The following is a 19,348-nucleotide window of genomic DNA, read 5'->3' as shown; positions in this document are numbered from 1 at the left end:
TATAAAATCGCTTTAAAATTAAACTAAAAATACAATATGTCGACATACCAAAAAATTATAAAGCCGCTATTTAACACTGAAATAGTGCGTTAAAAGTGCTAATATCGCGCTTTATTTTTTAATGTACGAGCCAACGCGTGAACGCCAACACTTTTATTCCTGAGCATTTTATTGACGACGTAAAAACCTATTTACCTGCGCACCTCAATTTAGACGACTTTATAAACGCGTGCCGTCGCCCTCTCAGAAAATCTATTCGTGTAAATACATTAAAAATTAGTGTTGCTGAATTTAAACACCGTGCAGAGAGAAAAAACTGGCAACTTACACCCATACCTTGGTGTAATGAGGGTTTTTGGCTAGAACGCCCAAGCGATGAAGAACAAAACTTAGCATTAGGCAATACCGACTTACATTTAAGCGGCGCCATGTACGTGCAAGAGGCAAGCTCAATGCTGCCGCCTATGGCACTAAAACAAAGTATTGAAAACTCAGATTTACAAGATAATTACGTACTTGATATGGCATCAGCGCCTGGCTCTAAAACTTCGCAACTTGCCGCAATAATGAATAACCAAGGCGTACTTGTTGCCAACGAACTTTCGTCATCACGCTTAAAAGTACTTAGCGCTACGCTTAAACGTATGGGCGTAGGTAACTGTGCGCTTTCGCATTTTGATGGCGTCATATTTGGTAACTATATGTTTGAATGCTTTGATAGCATTTTGCTTGATGCACCCTGCTCTGGCGAAGGTACCGTACGTAAAGATGCCGATGCACTTAAAAACTGGTCAATAGAATCAAATATAAAAATTGCTCAAGTTCAAAAAGATTTAATTAAAAGCGCTTTCTACGCATTAAAACCAGGCGGTACGCTGGTGTATTCGACCTGTACGCTTACCCCGCTCGAAAACCAACAAGTATGCGACTACCTACTGAATGAATTTGGTGACTATATTGAGCCGCAATCGCTAAGTGATTTATTTCAAGGGGCAGAAAAAGCCACAACCGCCAAGGGCTATTTACATGTGTGGCCGCAAACATTCGACAGTGAAGGTTTTTTTATCGCTAAGTTTAAAAAACTCGCAAGCAGCAATAACCCAACCCAAAGTGTTAAAAAAGGCGCCTTTCCATTTAACGAGTTTGATAAAAAACAAACCACTTCTTTTATGAGCGAGCTTAAAAAACAGTTTGGCTTAAAAACACTGCCAGGTAAGTTAATGCAGCGCGATAAAGAACTGTGGTTATTCCCTGATGGGTTTGAAGCCGTTCAAAACAAAATAAAATACGCACGTTTAGGTATTCAACTAGGTATTATTCATAAAAACGGAGTAAGGCTCACTCACGAGTTTGCTACCGTGTTTGGTAATGAATGCAAAAGCAATACATATGCTTTAACAAACGAGCAAGCAAACGACTACTTTAATGGTAAAGATATACGCCTAGAAGACGTTACAAAAGCCAGCGGCGAAGTAGTACTAACCTTATGTGGCTGCCCTATTGGACTGGGTAAATGGCAAAAAAATAAGATCAAAAACTCTTTGCCACGCGACCTTGTGCAAAATACTCTGTTAATAAGCTGGGTATAAACAAAAGTATAAAGATGCGCATAATTAATCTAATGATTTGTTATCAAATGTAACCGAATGGCAAAATTAGTTATGCAATTCTAAGTGGCTTGACTAAACTTTTAAGTACTTTCTTCTTCTCCCTAGGAATTACGAAAGTGTATTTAGTTAGCGCAAGGCTCAACTAAGAGCCATTTGTAGCCCAGAGCTTATACAATGGCTCTGGGCGTTTTTTTATAGTACTTTCTATAAAACCTAGCACTTACAATAATATAAATATCCATTGAACAGTTATTATTTAAGCTGAACTCCAGAAATAGACTTATCCTACCTTTATTTATTAACACCAAAATTTAAACTGGTAATAGAAACTTCAATATATTAGAAAGTACACTTTGATTTTACATAGCGACCAATTGAATATAGTATTATAACAGAGTAAAAAATTTAAAATTACAGTAAAGGATTAGTAATTACCTTAGCACTGTTGCCTTAATAATCAAAGGACTAACTTTTGAATAGAAGATTTGAAGCACTTGATGCATTTAGAGGGATTTGTGCGATCTCTGTAGTGATTTTTCATATGCATTTCGTTAACTCAATAACTGAATTAGATTTTTTTAGAGGTAGCGCAGTATTCGTAGAGTTCTTTTTTATTTTAAGTGGTTTTGTATTAGCACATGGTTACGGCGATAAAAAAGATTTAAATTTTAGAAGTTTTATGAAAGCCCGGTTCTTCCGTATCTACCCGTTACATATACTTATGCTAACAGTATTTATAATTTTAGAGCTAGGTAAATTATTTGCTTATAAGTTCGGGGATATTTCATTTAACAATCCACCTTTTACAAACGATACATCAATTAATGAAATTGTTCCTAACCTACTACTGATCCATTCATGGACTTCTTTTACAGACCCTCTCAGTTTCAATTACCCTTCGTGGAGTATAAGTATTGAGTTTTACAGTTATGCATTACTTTTTACTACTATAGCCTTTTTTAAAACTAGTAAATCTATTGTTTGGTTTTGCATCTCTGCTATTGCTTTTAGCTTAATATTTTTAAAATCAGACCTATTAGTAGAAAGTGTACTAAAAGGTTTATCTTGTTTTTTTGGTGGCACAGTAATTTATCTACTATTTAAAAAAATATCGTATTTTAGATTTCCTCTTGCATTAGCCACTCTAATAGAGGTATTACTAATAATTCTGATAATTTTCGTTGTAAGCGTTAACTTTAAATACAAGTCATTAATTGCGCCTTTTTTGTTTCTTTTAACTGTATTATTTTTTGCATTTGAAGCTGGTTTAATATCAAAGTTATTAAAAATAAAAATATTTCAAACCACTGGTAAGTTATCTTATTCAATATATATGACTCATGCTGCAATATTGTTTATCTTTAACTCTATTGGAATAGTTTTACAAAAAGTTACTGGTGAAAGCATAGCACCAATAATAAACTCACAACGCTACCTTGATTTTGGTGGGCAGCTCATAAATAACACTCTGATATTAATTACGCTTTCAATAATCATCTACACATCAAAAATAACTTATTATAAGATTGAATTAAAAGGTCTTGCTTTAAACAAAAAACCAGAAAAGCCATTTATCAAATTAACAGGTAGCACTTTGCGTTAATGAAAACAACAAGCCTTATAAATTTGGCAATTGTTGTTGACTAGCTATACGTAACCTACATTAAAAATGATAAACAATTATTATAAGATTGAGTGGTTTGATAGCATCAGTTAATACTTGCATAGGCGCTAATTTATATAAAACTCATTAACTTAAAATATAAACTCAACTTCTAGTTTACAATGTAAAAATTTTAAAACTTTATAAAAACACAAATATACTCCACTAATGCTATAAAGCCCTATCCTATTCAATGACTTTAACATAAGTAACAGCTAGCTATGTGTTTAAGTAATTTATAAGTGGGAAGCCGAGTGTGTAATTATATTAATTATTAAATAACGAACTAGTTAAACGTTTTGGGTTACCATAAAATAATTCAAGTGCTTTATCTTCGCCCAGTAATTCAGACACTATTTTTTTTGCTTTACTTAAAATTGGAGGTCTTCGTTTAAGTGAGTGTGCGTCAGAGGCAACGTAATTCACTAAATTTTTCTGCAACATATCAAAGCTAATTGTTTTTGCACTGTCTCCCCATCCCCCTTCCAAGCTTGATGCTGTTAACTGAAACTCACACCCTAATTGATTTAATCGCTCAATATAAAAAGGGTTTGCTTGTATATCTCGGTTACGTTCTGGGTGAGGTATTATTACTTTTATATTTTGCTTTGCAAGCCAGTTAATAAATTTATCATAGCCCTGTGGAACATGTGAATGTGGTAGCTCCAATAATATACAATTAAATGAATCAATTTTGCCGATGAACGGGAGCTTATTTGATAAAACTAATGTCATTAGCTCAATATCAAGCCTTACTTCTGCAGCAACAGCAAGATTTATAGTAATACCATTTGCCAAAGCTTGCGCTTTTAAGTTCTCTAAATCGTTGTACAAATGGGTGGTAGAATTATCAAAGCGTCCAATATGTATATGAGGAGTAGCTACCATATGAGTTATTCCATCAGCTTGAGCCATTTTTAAAAGAGCTAATGACTCTTTTATATCTTTAGCGCCATCATCTAGATTAGGCAAAATGTGTGAATGAATATCAAACATAAATTATTACCTACTAAGAATTTGATTGCTCTGGCTTTTGCGAATAATCATGATAATCGTAATAGCCATGACTGTGTTCATCTTTACGCTTATTCATGTCGACTTGATTAAGTACAATACCTGCAACATGCGCTTTAGATTCAAATAAACGTTCAACACCAGCTTTAATAAGTTTAATACGTGTAACATCTGATTTAACAACATAAATGACCGAATCAGCATTTTGTGCAACAACTAAAGCATCACTTACAGCTTGTGTAGGTGGAGTATCAATAACTATGTGATCATATTTTTCTTTCAAAATATCAAGTACCTCACTAAATTGAGTACTCGATAAAAGCTCTAATGGATTTCCTGGAATTTGACCACTTGGCATAACAGCAACTCCCGATTGACCATCAATATGAACGCATTCCGGTAGTTGTTCGGTACCTACTATTAAATTACTTAGTCCAGGATGAAATACCGGAATATCAAATCGTTTTGCAATACTTGGTTTACGCAGATCAGCGTCAATTAACAAAACTTTGCCCATTTGCGCTAATGACATTGCTAAATTAGCAGAAGTAGTTGTCTTACCCTCACCAGGGGAGCTGGAAGTAATCGCAATTACTTTATGTTCACGATCGAGTTGAGTTAACAACAAACTTGTACGAAAAGTTCGCACTGACTCAGCAAACCTTCTAAAGTTATCATCAAGGTATGCATGAATAGGAAAATGGCTTTTCCTTGGTATTTTTACATATGGTAATAATCCAAGCATACGCTGAGCAAGCTTACTCTCAACGTCACTTTTAGTTTTAACGGTATCATTTAATGCATCAAAAACGAAACTCATTACTGCTGCAAACCCAAAGCTAACGACAAAGGCCAGAATAATAATAAGTTTCTTGTTAGGCTTTGACGGACTATTAGGCGCATAGGCTTGATCGGTAAATCGTGCAGCGGCAGAACTAAAATCACTAGTTACTTCTGTTTCTTTAGAGCGAGACAAAAACGTGTTAAAGATATTTCTATTTGTTTCAACTTCACGTTTAAGCTGATTATATTGGGTTTCTTTGCGGGTAATCTCCTGATACTCAGCACGAATCTTAACTAAATCTCGCTCAAGCGCGCTAACAGTTCGCGTTATTCTATTAAGCTCTTTTTCAATACCTGTGATAAGACCTTTGATTTGCTTATTTAAGTTATCTTTCACCGTTTTAAGTTCAGCCTTTGCTGAAATTATTTTAGGGTGCTTCGGTCCGTACACTTCACCTAATTCACTTAATTTTCTCTCAACTACAATAACGTCACGTTTAACGTTTTGTATAACTTGGTGAGAAGTGATTTCAGGCATACTGCCTAACAATTCTAAGTTATTATTCCCGTACTCACTTATTACACGATTGATACTTTGCAAATTATTTTGTTCGTTACGTGCAACAATTAATTGCTGCGATATTTGCTCAAGCTCTTGTGTAGCAAGACCTGCAATACCTTCAATATCTACCAATTTTTGTTGCTCTCGATATGCTTGCAGGCGTACTTCAGAATCATCTAATTGGATGCGTAACTGAGACAATCGAGTATTCAGCCAACTACTAGCCTGTTGAGTGATGCCCATTTTAGCGCGCATTTGACTTTCTATGTAAACTTGTCCAACAGTGTTAGCCACGAGTGCTGCCAATTTAGGATCACTCGATTGAAAGCTTATTCTTACTAATTGCGTATTCCTAATTGGGGTTACATAAAGGCGAGATTTGAAAGCGCCTAATAAATTAAGCATTTCACGTTCAGATTGATCTTCTGGTGAATAAACAATGATTTCTTTTTTATTAAGAGAAGGTATATGTTCTTTCAGTTTATTTTTAACCATTGACTTTAACTGATTTAAAACAGAGGGCTTTCCTATAAAGTCGGGATGCGTTTTTAAGTCAAGTTTAGTAATTACTTCACGCGCAATACTGTCGGACTTCATTACCTCAAACTGTGTTAAATAATATTCTTTCTTGTTTGAATCTAAACCATATATTTCTTCAAAGCTCACAGCTTTGGCCTGCTCAGCCTCTATAAGTAAAGTTGCTGTAGCGATATATTTAGGTACTAACGTAAATGTCGCCATAATAGCAAGTAATGTAACTACTATAGAAAAAGCAAGAATTCGCCATTTAGCTCGCTTAATTACATTAAAATAGACGCCTAAATCAATAATATCTTCACTGTTTATTTTTTCATTTGTATGGTGCATTTACTACTGCCTTGTAAACTGCTTTAAAACAAGCGTTGTTCTATTTTTATGGTGTCGCCCGCTGCAATTTGGCTTTTTAAACTACCTTTATTTTGCTGCTGTTTAGTTTGTTCTTTAAAAATATAAATTTTGTCTATAGACGCACGTTCAGTTAACCCACCAGCAAGTGCAATAGCCTGATTTACCGTCATAGCAGGTTGATAAGGGTATGCACCTGGGTTTTTAACCTCTCCATGTATATAAAAAGGACGATATTCAATTACTTGAACATAAACATTAGGGTTGACTAAATAATCAGGGCGTAAACCATTAGCAATTACTTGCTCAACCTCTGAGGTGTTTAGACCTGAAAGTTTAACTTTACCCAAAAATGGATAGTTAACCTCTCCGCTGTTACCTAACAATGCAGTGACCTCCAAGTCAGGTTGGCCAAATACTTTAATTTCTACTTTATCACCTGCACCTAAAACGTAGCTTTGCTCTGATTGAGCAAAACAAACACTACTAATTATTAATAGTGTAAATATAAAAATAAGCCTCATTAACTAGCCTTTAAAGCAAATGTAAAGTTAATACCAACAACTGTGCGATCAAACTCGATTTCATTTTGAGTAGAGTTTTTATCAATAAAGTCTACATAAGTAGAAACCATACCGAAACTATTTGTTACATAATTGAGACCTAAACGTAAACTTTTAGTTTTATCTTTACGACCAAAATCACCCGTGTATTTTTCATCAGTATAATTAAGGCTGGCGAGCGAACTCAGATAATCATTCCAATTATGAGTCCAATTAACACCATATAAACTTTCTTTGATGTAATCGCCTTGAACCACAGGATCTTTTGCTGCTCGACTCGTTAAAACTTGTAAAGTAGAGTAGCTTAATGGCTTCCAATTAACTTTAGCCTCCCAGCTCAAACCACTAAAGCTTTTACGCGCTGGGTTATCAAAGTCTTTATTTTGATAACCCAGCTTAAAAGAACCTGAAGTTAGTGCCGTAGCTTCCCACTGCATACCTGCTAACATTTTTATGTCATCAGAGTCACGAGATACTCCGCTAATTTCTAGCACGTCATAACGATAGTACTCTTGTTGAATTTCAATAAATACACGTGATAAAGCTTGTGTATTATAATAACCAGTAATGCCGATTGACGATTTATCGTAGTCACGATATTGAGATACTTCTCTAAAATTTAAATATTTTTTATTTAAATAAACAGCATCAAGAGCTATTTGAGCTTTTGAGCTTTGAGCTCCATACTCATAGCGAGCTGTAAAATTTTGTAATTTATATTTAACAAGTTCATCAACGGTATCTCCCAACCCTTCAGTTAAGCCGCGACCTCTAGATTCGTATAGCCAATCAGCATCTCCAGTTACATCTAAACGATGCTGGCTCGTAAACTCTCTATGAATAGCAGTACCAATATTTACTTGAGTATAATTATCGACTGTATCTTTATTATGTAAGGCACTACTCGTACCTAAGTCTAATTTGTAGCTATTAGGTCCATCTTCAATTAATGCTTTGACATTTGGTGTAATAGCCCAAACTAATCGTGACTCCTCTTCATCGGGAGTGCTGAAAAAATTACTATTACTACTGAGACCGGTTTTTAAGGTTGGAGTGATTTCTACTCCACTTTTTGTTATAAAACTACCTGCACTTAAATTACTTGCTGCGGCAGGGGCTACTATAGCTATACTAAGAAACGCACCTAATGAAGTAATTATTTTAGTATGCATTTGCATTTTTGAACCCTTTAAAAATTGTCATGAAAATGATTTGTACATCAAACCAAAGTGACCAATGTTTAATATAATGTAAATCAAATTCTACGCGTTTTTCCATCTTGTTCAAAGTATCAGTTTCACCGCGCCAACCATTTATTTGTGCCCATCCAGTTATCCCTGGCTTTGCTTTATGGCGTAACATATAGAACTCTACCTTTTTACGGTACTCTTCATTATGTGCTACTGCATGTGGCCGAGGCCCAACTATAGACATATCACCCTTTAATACATTAATAAACTGAGGCAACTCATCAAGACTTGTTCGACGTAAGAAACCACCTAAAGGAGTAATTCGTGAGTCATTTTTTGTAGCTTGAGTTACTACTGAACTATTTTCAGTAACGCTCATTGAGCGAAATTTCCATACTTTAATTTTACGACCATCAAGGCCATAGCGGTCTTGCTTGAAAATCACCGGACCTTTTGAAGTAAATTTTACTGCAAATGCAATAGCAATAAGGATTGGGGAAATCAACGCCAAAATAATTGAGGAGACAACTATATCCTCCGTGCGCTTAATAAACTCGCGAGCTCCGATAAAAGGCGATTCAAAGACGCTCAATGTATCAAGCTCACCAACATGTTCGATACGTGCATGTATCAGACTTGACACTAAAAAATCGGGAATTATATGGACATCAACGGTTGTATCGCCAAGTTGCAGCAAAATATCTGCTATGCGTTTGTCTGCTTTCATTGGTAATGCTATATATAGAACACCAATATTACCATTTCGAGCGGCAGTAACTGCATCTTGTATCCTACCGGCTACATCATGTTTGACTGAATTTTCGAATAATCGCTCTGGTTTTCGGTCGTCATAGAAGCCTAAAAATTTAAAACCTAGCTCATCATTTTTATTGATTTCGTTGTATAAATGAACAGCGGACTCAGTTGCACCTACAATCGCTACATTTCGTAAATTAATACCTAACCGTCTTCTATTTCTTTTGAATAGATACGTGGCAAGACGCCAGCCGTACATATATGCAACGCTGAGCAAAAACCACAACCCTAAACCAATACGAGAAAGCGAATCAGAAAATTTAAAAACAAAAGATATCAAAAGTAAAAATGCAAATGAAATAAACAAAGCACCCCAAGCACACATGACCATTGTTCTAAATTTACCGGCCCGCCAAGATCTATAAGCAGATAATATTTCAGCACAATATAAAAAGCTTAATGCAACACTGAGAACTGCCACCATATAAATAGGAGTAAGCTCTAAGCTATAAAATAAAGCTGAACATTGAAAAGCCGTAAATAATGCAAAAATATCGAATAATCGGTAAAAGTTCGCATCAGAAGAACCTGTTGGTTTAAATGTCCTTGAAGATGTCATACTATTAATCCCTATAGTTATCTTACAGTGAAACACGCTTACTAAAAGCAATTTTAATAATATATTAATGTACAGGAAGGTTCAATAATATAATCCTTTATACCTTAAATATTAAGAATGAAAAATAAAACCTATAAATAAATATTGAAACAAATAAATTTAAACAAAAATAAACAAGCTAAACCAATATAAACTCTTTAAATTAAAAACCCAACCTGACACTCAGCCTAAAAAACATATTAACTCCAGTAAAAATAGAATTAAAATAGCACTAAGCTGATGGAAAAGTTAAAAATATGGCTCCCTGCATGGATAATAAACTTTATATAAATAGACTATGTTATACGAATAAAAACCTAAACCCACGCATGCTTATCATTACTAGAAGTTAGTATCTCCCCGTTACAAAGCATTAGCTTTTATAGGAAAAATATAACCCCATTAAGATTCAATTTTTTGATTTAATAAAATAATTTAAAAATCTAAATGGTAATAGAATTAAGGTACGTGGGCTTACTTTATAAATTCTATTTAACAAAACCTTATCTAAACCTTTACCAGTAATAAAGTGCTTTACCATTAAATAAGAAAATTGCTCCTCTAGCCTCGAGTAATTTGATTTAACTTTATTTTTTTCAATTGAATTTAATTCAAAAAAAGAATAAATTTTTCTATAAAATAAAGTTTCATAACCAATTCGCGTTGATGAAGCTAGTTTCCCCCAATCGAAAGAGTCGAAGAATATATTTACACCTCTCCCGCAATAAACCCCTTTATTAAAAGAAAAAACCACTTTACTAGAACTATGTGCAAGTTCGAGCCAAAGAAAATAGTCTTCCCCAGCACTTACTAAAGACTCATCAAAACGATGGTTTTTAAGCTTATCAAAGTTATAAACAACACTAGAGGTTTGGCTTATGTAATAGTTTAAAAATAGACTGAAGCAACTCTTCCCGGTTAACATTGCAAAATCATCTTCCAAATGAATATTATATTTACAGACAGCCTTATCTAGATCTTTAAAACAGCCTGTTTCGTTAAATAAGGAATGTTCAGAATCGAAACGACTATGATCAGAAAAATAAAAATCTACATCTTGAATAGATAGAGCTTTCATAGCATTTGAAATATGAAAGTCCATCCAACAATCGTCGGAGTCTAAAAAAGCTAAAAACTCTATATCCTGTCCATAAAGATAATCTAACGCTTTGTTTCTAGCAGCAGCTGGCCCCTGATTTTTTTGTAAAATTAATTTCAAAGTACAATTTTTAGGTAACTTTATCTCACTAATCTCAGACTTAGCGGAAATAGGAGATCCATCATCGACTATAGTTATTAGAAAATTTATCCCCTGAGCACTCTGTTTAAAAATTGAAGCAAGTGCATTCAATAAGAGCCCGCTCTTCTTTTGATAAAAAGGAATAACAACTCCGACATTAATGCTTTTCATAAAATATTCCGTTATAAATAAACTACATTATTAATTTATATGGCTCAGATTAAACTTTTAAATCGCAATATTCTGACAACTTACTAAGTGCCATATCTGCTTTTAAATTAAAAATTTTATCTTCACTTAATTGACCGCCATTTTTAGCTAACTTCAACAGTTTTTCACCCGCATTCTCAATATAGTATTTATCAGTAAAACTTAGCATCTTTGCGAATTGTCGACTACGTTTGCCAGTACCTAATTTACCAGTAACTTGAGACCATGAGTCTTTAATTGAAGAGCTTGGCATTTGACTAAATTCCAAATCAATATTTAGTGATTCAGCCCAATCAAACCACTTATTATGATGTATCGGTAATATTGGCTTTAGCGATACCCAAGGTACTCTCAAAGTATCAGCCAAAATTGTGCCATGCATTGCTTCTGTGATTAATAGTTCCGTCTTTTTTAACTCAGTTAAAGACTCTAAAACATCTGGATTAGTGGGATCTATAAAATTGATACCCGCGAGTTTACAAACCAACTCCCAATTACCACGCGGAATACTTTCATAATGGGGCATAAAGCTGATTTTATGTTGTTTTTCTTGGTTAGGTAGCTTCATAAAATGAGTTAAGATAGCAGCATCTGTTATTGCTAGGCTTGGATCTAAGTTTAATGCGGCTGCAGTTCTAGGACCTCTAACAAATGCTATATCCCAGCTATCATCATGCACATCAGGTTTCGGTGTATAACCACCATAGCCTGAGCCCATAACTATTTTTTTGGGTTTCTTTGGTAAGTAATCCCATAAAATAGAGCCAATACCTAAAAATAGTTTTGATTCGTCTTCGTCAAAAAAGCCAGGAGAAACTAATGAATCCCACATATATTTATTTAGCTCATCACCGAAGTTAGGCACGTGTCCCGAAAAATAGGTTAATTTCACTTTAAATTTCCTTATAATTTTGTTTATTTGCTAATTTTAAAATAATTTTGTTTTTTGGAAAAATACTTAAGGCGCTTGAGGTCAATTTCCCTCCATCAAAGAGGTACATTAATATGAAATAAATAATTATAAAAAATAACCCAGCAAAGACTACGTTTAAAATTATTAGCTCAAAATAAAAGATGTTACCTAAGCTTAGTGTTAGTAATATACTTATGACGGCACAGATAACAGGTGATATAAAACTTGAAAGATATTCACTAATAGTTATATTTAATAATTTACATGAACGCATCATAGAGGCAGTGCAATAAGTTAGCTTTGCAAGTATGAGGGCAGCTAAAAAACTTTCAACTCCCCAATATACACACAACGTTGTTATTGGCACTATAATAATTGATAACTTTAATTGTAAATGAAACCACCATTTCGCATTATTAGTTAGAAGAATAATATTTTTTTGTGGAATGCCTAATATTACTATCATATATGCAATGCAGAAAGCTTTAAATATTAGAACTGACTCTAGCCACTTTTCTGTAAATAAAATAATAAATATATCTGATGAGTACGCGAATAAAAAAATAAAAATTGGATATAGTAGAACAACTGAAAAGTATACAGAGTTTAAAAATCCCACTTTTAGATTGCCATTTTCTGCCTGAGTTTTAGCTAATATAGGAAAGCTAACCTCAGATACTGTACCAATAAAGACCTCATTAATTATAGTAGATAACCTTTTAGCGACACTATAAAAACCTAACTGCCTATTCCCTAAAACACTCCCTATAATAAGAGATTCATAATTACTTAAGGCAAAAGTAAGGCCATTAGTTAACGTTGTATATATTGAAAATGAGTTTAGCTTTACTATATGTTCAAATTTAAAAACAAAAGAAACTCTATCTCTTGTGGGTATGTATACAACTAAAAAATTGAAAATAGAAAGCACTACCTGAGACCAAATTAGCGCCCATATACCATAATCTAATGTGAGTAGTAATATTATTATAAAAGCAGAGATAATACCTGAAAAAAAAGTCCTCAAAGCTAAGTTTGCATACCTTTGTTCCTTTAAAAGCAGTATATTTAAAGTAGAGTACAATCCATCAAAGATTAATTTAGAGCAAAATACCGCCAATGCATAATTAAATGTTTCAGTTTGAAAATCGAAAGGTGATATCAAGCAAAATACTAGTATTGAAAATACGAGTAAAATTGAAACAAAAAAATTGAGCCAAAAAATACTACTAATCGTGGGAGTATCGCTAATTTGATATTTTATTATAGCTTCTCGCCAACCTACTGGCATTAAGCTACTCGATATATAAATTATTGACAAAGCGAATGCTATCAAACCAAAATCTTCTGGTGCTAAAATTCTAGCCGAATACGTAAATACAGCAAAGTTAATGATTGGTGGGAAAAATTTACTTATAAAAAGCCAGACTATCCCTTTAGATTTACTGTCATTCACTTGTTTAATCTTCTTCTAACGACGCGAATAAAAAATTGTGTCTTTAAATTTTTTAAAATAAAGATAAAAGCAGAAAGAGAATTTGTAATAGATTTTATAGTTGTTTTATAATTTTTATTTTTTATTGAAGAGTAAAAACATATCCATTGCACTTTAATATTAATGCTTTGTGCGTGTCTTAGTAATAACTTTCTTTCATGAGAAGTTAAACTTTCTATCTTAGCTAACTCATAGTCGCAATCTCTCAATTTAATCAGATCTTTTTTACTATGATTACCTGATAGTGAGTTTTGACGAACAACAGCTACATACCCAGAAGCTTCTATTAATTTTAATTTAGCTCCAAATATTAAACACCGACAATAGAGTTCATAATCTTCACCCAATCGCATATTTTCTTGATAAGTTAGGTTATTCTCTAATAAAAAATGACGTTTAATTATAGGTTTAATAAACCCAAGTTCTTTTCTAAACTCGCCTTTTTTAGTAATGTTCGACTCAATAAAATCTGATAAAGATATTAGCGTTGGAAATTTTTGTCTTTTTCCAAGCATTGCCGTTTTTCTGCTAGTTGGATCATTCTCATTTATACGAAATTTGTCATCTGCAATTAGCTCTATGCCTTCACTATGTGCTAATAACTTCTTAAAGCGACCTCTTTCAATATAGTCATCTGAATCAAGTACTGTTACCCATTTAGCTGTACACTTTGTGAGAGCAATATTTCTAGCTTTCGCTGGCCCACTGTTTATATCAGTAGAAAATACAGAGACTTTTGTGAATTGCTTTTGTAAGCCTGCCAACATTTGCATAGTACTATCGGAAGAGCAATCATCTACTACAATCACTTGACTAACAAACTCGTCATCTACTACAGATTCGACTGCTCTTACGATTGTTTTTTCTGCATTATAAGCAGCTATAATAACTGCTATAGTATTGTTATTGAACAAAATATATCCCTATCATTAGTCGTAACAAAGTTACGTTTCTCAACGTGTAGTCACCTAGTCGAATCAGCTTTTTTCCAAGTCACAGTTTTCTTGCCTGAAATGGACTGTAGAATACCAATACCAGCAGCAATATTAGCCATAGTAAAATATTCAGCTATTACCGCTAATTTTGAAACTACAGGTATTTTTGGGAATTTATTTAACCAAGATAAAATAGCCATTACATAAAAAATAACATGTAATATCAGAATTGAAGTGAAAAAATAACCGCTTTCAAAAATAGCTAGATAAAAATTAGACACTAAAGCAGATATCATAAAAAATAGACTATACCAGCGTAATACTTTATGTGAGTAGAGTTTCCATAAATTAAACAGAGACAGCTTATTTAAACATTCAGCCCGCAAATGTTTATAACTATTATATGAGCGGTTACTGATCCTGACTTTTCTAGGAAACTCTTCGGCAGTGGTCTCTGCACCTTTTTCATAGGCTGTAATTGAATCATCAAATTTCAGTTTATAGCCTTGATTTACCACCCCCATTGAAGAACAAAAATCATCCAGAACATGTACAGGTAATTCTCTTAACAGAGATCTTCTTATTGAAAAAATAGACCCATCGGCCCCCATCATCGAACCTGACAACGACTCCGACTTTTTAATCATTTCTTCATATTTCCAATACAACCCATTACTTTGCGCTGCCCCCTCAACATCATCATTGGTATAAATTAACTGCCCTGCTACACCACCAACGTCTTTATCTTCATAACATTTTGCAATTTGTAATAAAGCATCACTTTTTAAATAAACATTAGCGTCAGAAAAAACCAATATATCGCATTCAATATCAACTAAAGCCTTATTAATTGCATTAGTTTTGCCTAGACCATCACTCACTTCAAATAGCTCAACTCTACCAGGGTGTTTATCTATATATTGTTTAGTTATTTCTACTGTTTTATCTGAGGAAGTATCAGATATTACAAGAATTTTATAATTACTTGTGTCGTAATCTAAGGCGAGGTGATTTTCAATTTTTTTACTTATAACAGCTTCTTCGTTATGTGCTGGTACTACAATAACGATAGTTCTATCTGTATTTGAAAAATTAGCTTTAACATTATCTTTTTTAACTAAACCGCACATGTATATACTTAAAGGAAACAAAAAATATATATAAACCAAAAAAAATATTGAAATAAAAAATATTGTCATTACTAACCACCATCCATTGCTATGCCTTATCTAAGGACTTTAAAAATATTAGATTTTCACCAGCATTATAGTTACTGATAAACCCTTACATAATCTATTAAAAACTGCTGTGGGAATATGGCGTCATCAATTCCATGTTTTCCTCCCCAAGAACCACCAATTGCTAAATTAATAATTAAATACATTGGCTCATCAAAAGGCCAATAATCTGCACTGTCGCCTTCTTTTTCATAGCTAAAAACTAACTTATCGTCTATGTAGAACTTAATTATATTGGGATGCTTTTCAACAGCATATGTGTGGTAATCTGTTAATAAATTATCTAATTTAAATTCTTTATTTATACCTTTTTTATTTTGATGATTTCTCTTTGTTGTATGCAAAGCTACATGCACTTTATTTTTTTTGTAGCCAACATACTCCATGAGATCAATCTCTCCTTTAGCAGGCCACCCTTTCCCGCCTTTATCTGCACCGAGCAGCCAAATAGCGGGCCAAACACCTACGCCTTTAGGCAATTTAGCACGCACTTCAATTCTAGCATGTGTCCATGAGTTTAAGTTGCGTGTCGTTAGGCTCGCAGAAGTATAAGGTTGCTTCTTTGCTTCAAATAACTCTTGCCATAAACCTGAATCATTTCCAGCATCTTTTCGAGCCTCTATTATAAGGTTTCCATTTTTTACTCTAGAATTTTCTAGATTAGATACATTATAAAATTGCTTTTCTCCGTTACGAACATATCCTTTTTCGTATCCCCATTTACTTTTATCTGGAAGGCCTTCGTAATTAAATTCATCACTCCAAATTAGTTTTTTAAACTCTTGTGCATATAATGAATGTGAAAATATAAAAAAGAATAAAGCGAAAAAAAATTTTCCCTTCATGCGTAGCTCCTTACTTTACCGCCAGATAAAATTCCATAAAAAAAACCAAAACCATGAGACAAATCACATAAGCTGTCTAAATGTGTACGTTTAGGACTAATCAAGAATGGTAAAAATGATAGTAAGCCCTTAACTATATATGCAGTACCTTTAAAGGCGCATGTACTCAATACCTTAAAAAAAGACTTATTGCAGCTTTCAATTTTAAAGCCTGTGGCTCCCATCCTAAAACAACGTCGTAATGCCCACTTAGTAGTTAAGCGTTCTTGTACTATGTGCTCTTGAACTATCGCACTTTGCACCCAGCTAATTTTACCACCGGATGCTGTAAGTCTTAAGAAAAGCTCTTTATCTTCACCACCGTGGATTAGTGACTCATTAAATTTAAGATTAAATTTTTGCATTGTGTTGACGTCAATTAAAATATTATTAGTTGCCGCCCATTTAACAACTACACCTTCATTTACCTTACGCTCATGATATAAACTTGCTAAATTGAAATATTTAGCTGTATTAGCTGGAAAGATAGCTTTTTGAGGTCCCGCGACAACGTCAAAACCATTCATTTTAGAGCAAAGTGATTGAAGCCAGTTTTGCTGCGCGAAAGCATCGTCATCAATAAAAGCTAGATAATCGTAGCTTTTATTTGTAGCAAACGTTAGAGCATTATTCCGTGCATACGGTATACCTTTTTTTGTTTCGAGAGCATGGATGATCTTTACTTCACTTTCATTTGAAAACTTACTTAAACTATCACCAACTAGCTGATTATGTTTTAGATTATTTTCAACAACCAATATACTCAATTCGATATTATTATTGATCTTTTGCTCAATAATACTCAATAAGCACTGCTCAAAGGTCGTACTTCTACTTCCTGTTGTTAACACGGCAACTAGTACTTTCAAAGAAATCTCCATATTAATTTAATAGTCTTTTTCTAATTGGGAGCCATAACAAACTGCACGCTCTTGGGTTCGCTATTACTATACAGAGTGACTTTAAGACTTTTTTATTTTTAATTGACTCAACAAGTGAAATATAGCTTTTAGTTTTAGATAAGTTTCTACTTCTGAGTTTAAAAGCTTTATATTCCAAAGGTTGAAAAGGGTACATGTCTGCAAACTTTTTATCTCCCCATTGAAACTTATCGATATGCTCCTGATTAAGCTTCCCTGAAATAGAGTCCCCTCTGATGTTATATACATAACCACAAACTTCTACCACCTTAGCTTTCGCTTTCGCTGCTAAACAAGATGCTAAGAAATAGTAGTCTTCACCAATGCGAACCTCAGGCCAATACCGCACCTTATTAGTTATTAAAAAAGACTTTAAAAAAATAGGTTTTACATAACCGGTAGTTTTTTTACCCATAAAATCTGAATTGCCAGCAATAAACTCAGCAAGTGATAAATTGCCCTTTTTAAGTTCATTATTAGTATAAAATGGCTTAAGCTCGTTAGGATCCCCTAAACACATGTAAAAATCATCGATTAAAATATCAGCGGTTCCATCATCTGAATTAATCATTGTATTTAATCTGTTAGGTAAAAAGTAATCATCCGAGTCTAAAACAGCTATCCACTTCCCTTTTGCAGCTGAAAACCCAATATTTCGAGCAGCTCCTGGACCACCATTTTTACTAGAACGAATTAACCTGACACGTTCATCTTTATAGTTTTCAACTACGCTACAAGTGTTATCATTTGAAAAGTCATCTACCACTATTACCTCAAGGTTTATATCTTGCTGCAAAGCCGAGTCTATCGCCTTACTGATAAACTTCTCAGAATTCCATGCTGCGATAATAACTGAAACTTCTAATTCAACTTTCATATGATTCCTTGTTGATATAATCGACTAAACCCTCGATCATTTTAAAGTCCTTAGTACTGAGTTATCTCGTTTTTACCTAAAAGCTTTGCAAGTACTCCAAAATGTAGAGTTCCTCTTAGTAACCATTTATATTTTTTATCACTACCCAGTATTGATATAAGGCACATAAATAAGCAGAACGTAAACTTACAGATTGCTAAAGCACTATATTTTATTTTATTTTTAAAACTAAACTTATGTTTGAGTACCCGGGCACCACATGTTTGTCCAAATCTAAATTTTCGTTTTAATAGCCACATTAAATTTGCTCTCTCTAACGGCACAGCTTCTGTTACTAATGCATCCGACGCAAAAGTGATATTGCCGCCATTAGAATAAACCGATGAAAAATAACTACTATCCTCCCCCCCCGATTTACCCAAAGAAAGGTCAAAACGCAGCTCAGCACAGGCAGGGTGCTTTAAATGAATTAGTGCGTTTGCCGTTGATGTAGTTTGTATTACACCTTTTACATACACTGGATGTTGGGAATGAAAATCACATTCTTTCATCCAAGCTGGTGCATTTTCCTGATAAATAGCTTTAACTGGTCCGCAAACAACAGCAGCTTTTTCTAATTGTGCTTTTTTGTATAAATTTGAAAGCCAGTAAACTGAAGCTATTTCATCATCATCAATTGATGCCATCCAATCGCAATCCACATTATCTAAGCATGCATTCCTTGCAATTGAGATATTTTGAGAAGGTGCATGTACATACCTTAAATTCAAACCAAATTCTTCAGCCCAAGCTTCAATTGTATCTTTTGCTTTATTTGTTTTATCGTTATCAGCAACTAATACCTTTAACGTTATATCCTCTGATAAAGACTGTTTTGCTAAAGACTCTAGTGTATCCCTGAGGCTACTTCGCTGGTATGTACATATTGCAACACAAATTTCCATGTAGTAAC

16 protein-coding genes are annotated in these 19,348 nt (G+C 33.7%); 2 read left to right on the top strand and 14 right to left on the bottom strand.

All coding sequences use genetic code 11. From position 1 onward, the window contains the following. The first annotated feature begins 137 nt into the window (after positions 1-137). Complete coding sequence (gene rsmF / locus ATS74_RS15325) at positions 138-1,589, top strand: 16S rRNA (cytosine(1407)-C(5))-methyltransferase RsmF (protein ID WP_058549736.1); 1,452 nt, start codon at positions 138-140, stop codon at positions 1,587-1,589. A gap of 493 nt (positions 1,590-2,082) precedes the next feature. Next, on the top strand, positions 2,083-3,213 hold the full coding sequence (locus tag ATS74_RS15320) for an acyltransferase family protein (RefSeq protein ID WP_058549735.1): 1,131 nt from the start codon (positions 2,083-2,085) through the stop codon (positions 3,211-3,213). Between the two features lie 327 nt (positions 3,214-3,540). On the opposite strand, the gene ATS74_RS15315 is transcribed toward ATS74_RS15320, so the two are convergent. The 14 genes from ATS74_RS15315 to ATS74_RS15250 form a co-directional block, all read right to left on the bottom strand. After that, positions 3,541-4,269, bottom strand: coding sequence for a tyrosine-protein phosphatase (locus tag ATS74_RS15315; protein WP_058549734.1), 729 nt, complete (start codon positions 4,267-4,269; stop codon positions 3,541-3,543). Positions 4,270-4,282: 13 nt separating this feature from the next. Continuing rightward, positions 4,283-6,499, bottom strand: coding sequence for a GumC family protein (locus ATS74_RS15310; protein WP_058549733.1), 2,217 nt, complete (start codon positions 6,497-6,499; stop codon positions 4,283-4,285). A gap of 23 nt (positions 6,500-6,522) precedes the next feature. Beyond that, complete coding sequence (locus ATS74_RS15305; protein ID WP_058549732.1) at positions 6,523-7,041, bottom strand: polysaccharide biosynthesis/export family protein; 519 nt, start codon at positions 7,039-7,041, stop codon at positions 6,523-6,525. Continuing rightward, positions 7,041-8,258 (bottom strand): outer membrane beta-barrel protein, encoded by a 1,218-nt coding sequence (locus tag ATS74_RS15300; protein ID WP_058549731.1) that lies wholly within the window; start codon positions 8,256-8,258, stop codon positions 7,041-7,043. The genes ATS74_RS15305 and ATS74_RS15300 overlap by 1 nt, the downstream gene beginning before the upstream one ends. Further along, positions 8,242-9,645 carry an undecaprenyl-phosphate glucose phosphotransferase gene (locus ATS74_RS15295; protein WP_058549730.1) on the bottom strand — a complete coding sequence of 468 codons (1,404 nt, stop codon included), beginning with the start codon at positions 9,643-9,645 and terminating at the stop codon, positions 8,242-8,244. Before ATS74_RS15295 ends, ATS74_RS15300 begins: the two co-directional genes overlap by 17 nt. A gap of 448 nt (positions 9,646-10,093) precedes the next feature. Beyond that, positions 10,094-11,095: a glycosyltransferase family A protein gene (locus ATS74_RS15290; RefSeq protein ID WP_058549729.1), complete on the bottom strand. Its 1,002-nt coding sequence runs from the start codon at positions 11,093-11,095 to the stop codon at positions 10,094-10,096. A 49-nt stretch (positions 11,096-11,144) separates the two neighbouring features. Further along, entirely contained in the window at positions 11,145-12,026 is an 882-nt protein-coding gene (locus ATS74_RS15285; RefSeq protein ID WP_058549728.1) for a polysaccharide pyruvyl transferase family protein, read from the bottom strand. 1 nt (position 12,027) lies between these two features. Beyond that, a complete protein-coding gene (locus ATS74_RS15280; protein ID WP_058549727.1) occupies positions 12,028-13,503 on the bottom strand; it encodes an oligosaccharide flippase family protein in 1,476 nt (491 codons plus the stop codon). Then, positions 13,500-14,456, bottom strand: coding sequence for a glycosyltransferase family 2 protein (locus ATS74_RS15275; protein ID WP_058549726.1), 957 nt, complete (start codon positions 14,454-14,456; stop codon positions 13,500-13,502). Before ATS74_RS15275 ends, ATS74_RS15280 begins: the two co-directional genes overlap by 4 nt. A gap of 50 nt (positions 14,457-14,506) precedes the next feature. Beyond that, complete coding sequence (locus ATS74_RS15270) at positions 14,507-15,676, bottom strand: glycosyltransferase (protein WP_082660639.1); 1,170 nt, start codon at positions 15,674-15,676, stop codon at positions 14,507-14,509. A gap of 71 nt (positions 15,677-15,747) precedes the next feature. Continuing rightward, positions 15,748-16,560 (bottom strand): glycoside hydrolase family 16 protein, encoded by an 813-nt coding sequence (locus tag ATS74_RS15265; protein ID WP_058549724.1) that lies wholly within the window; start codon positions 16,558-16,560, stop codon positions 15,748-15,750. Next, a complete protein-coding gene (locus ATS74_RS15260; RefSeq protein WP_197709261.1) occupies positions 16,557-17,468 on the bottom strand; it encodes a glycosyltransferase family 2 protein in 912 nt (303 codons plus the stop codon). The genes ATS74_RS15265 and ATS74_RS15260 overlap by 4 nt, the downstream gene beginning before the upstream one ends. Positions 17,469-17,481: 13 nt before the next feature. Then, on the bottom strand, positions 17,482-18,396 hold the full coding sequence (locus ATS74_RS15255; protein WP_058549722.1) for a glycosyltransferase family 2 protein: 915 nt from the start codon (positions 18,394-18,396) through the stop codon (positions 17,482-17,484). 50 nt (positions 18,397-18,446) lie between these two features. Beyond that, positions 18,447-19,340 (bottom strand): glycosyltransferase family 2 protein, encoded by an 894-nt coding sequence (locus ATS74_RS15250; protein WP_058549721.1) that lies wholly within the window; start codon positions 19,338-19,340, stop codon positions 18,447-18,449. Positions 19,341-19,348 lie beyond the last annotated feature (8 nt).

It is taken from the genome of Pseudoalteromonas sp. H103 (genome assembly GCF_001469205.1).
GTDB lineage: Bacteria > Pseudomonadota > Gammaproteobacteria > Enterobacterales > Alteromonadaceae > Pseudoalteromonas > Pseudoalteromonas carrageenovora.
The sequence above is the reverse complement of the archived record's forward strand: the minus strand, read 5'-3'. Positions and strand labels throughout refer to the sequence as shown.

Bases quoted from the DNA above. Each gene is read 5' to 3' on its own strand.
- ATS74_RS15315 (WP_058549734.1), bottom strand. From the start codon at position 4,269: ATGTTTGATATTCATTCACACATTTTGCCTAATCTAGATGATGGCGCT.
- ATS74_RS15310 (WP_058549733.1), bottom strand. From the start codon at position 6,499: ATGCACCATACAAATGAAAAAATAAACAGTGAAGATATTATTGATTTA.
- ATS74_RS15305 (WP_058549732.1), bottom strand. From the start codon at position 7,041: ATGAGGCTTATTTTTATATTTACACTATTAATAATTAGTAGTGTTTGT.
- ATS74_RS15300 (WP_058549731.1), bottom strand. From the start codon at position 8,258: ATGCAAATGCATACTAAAATAATTACTTCATTAGGTGCGTTTCTTAGT.
- ATS74_RS15295 (WP_058549730.1), bottom strand. From the start codon at position 9,645: ATGACATCTTCAAGGACATTTAAACCAACAGGTTCTTCTGATGCGAAC.
- ATS74_RS15290 (WP_058549729.1), bottom strand. From the start codon at position 11,095: ATGAAAAGCATTAATGTCGGAGTTGTTATTCCTTTTTATCAAAAGAAG.
- ATS74_RS15270 (WP_082660639.1), bottom strand. From the start codon at position 15,676: ATGACAATATTTTTTATTTCAATATTTTTTTTGGTTTATATATATTTT.
- ATS74_RS15265 (WP_058549724.1), bottom strand. From the start codon at position 16,560: ATGAAGGGAAAATTTTTTTTCGCTTTATTCTTTTTTATATTTTCACAT.
- ATS74_RS15255 (WP_058549722.1), bottom strand. From the start codon at position 18,396: ATGAAAGTTGAATTAGAAGTTTCAGTTATTATCGCAGCATGGAATTCT.
- ATS74_RS15250 (WP_058549721.1), bottom strand. From the start codon at position 19,340: ATGGAAATTTGTGTTGCAATATGTACATACCAGCGAAGTAGCCTCAGG.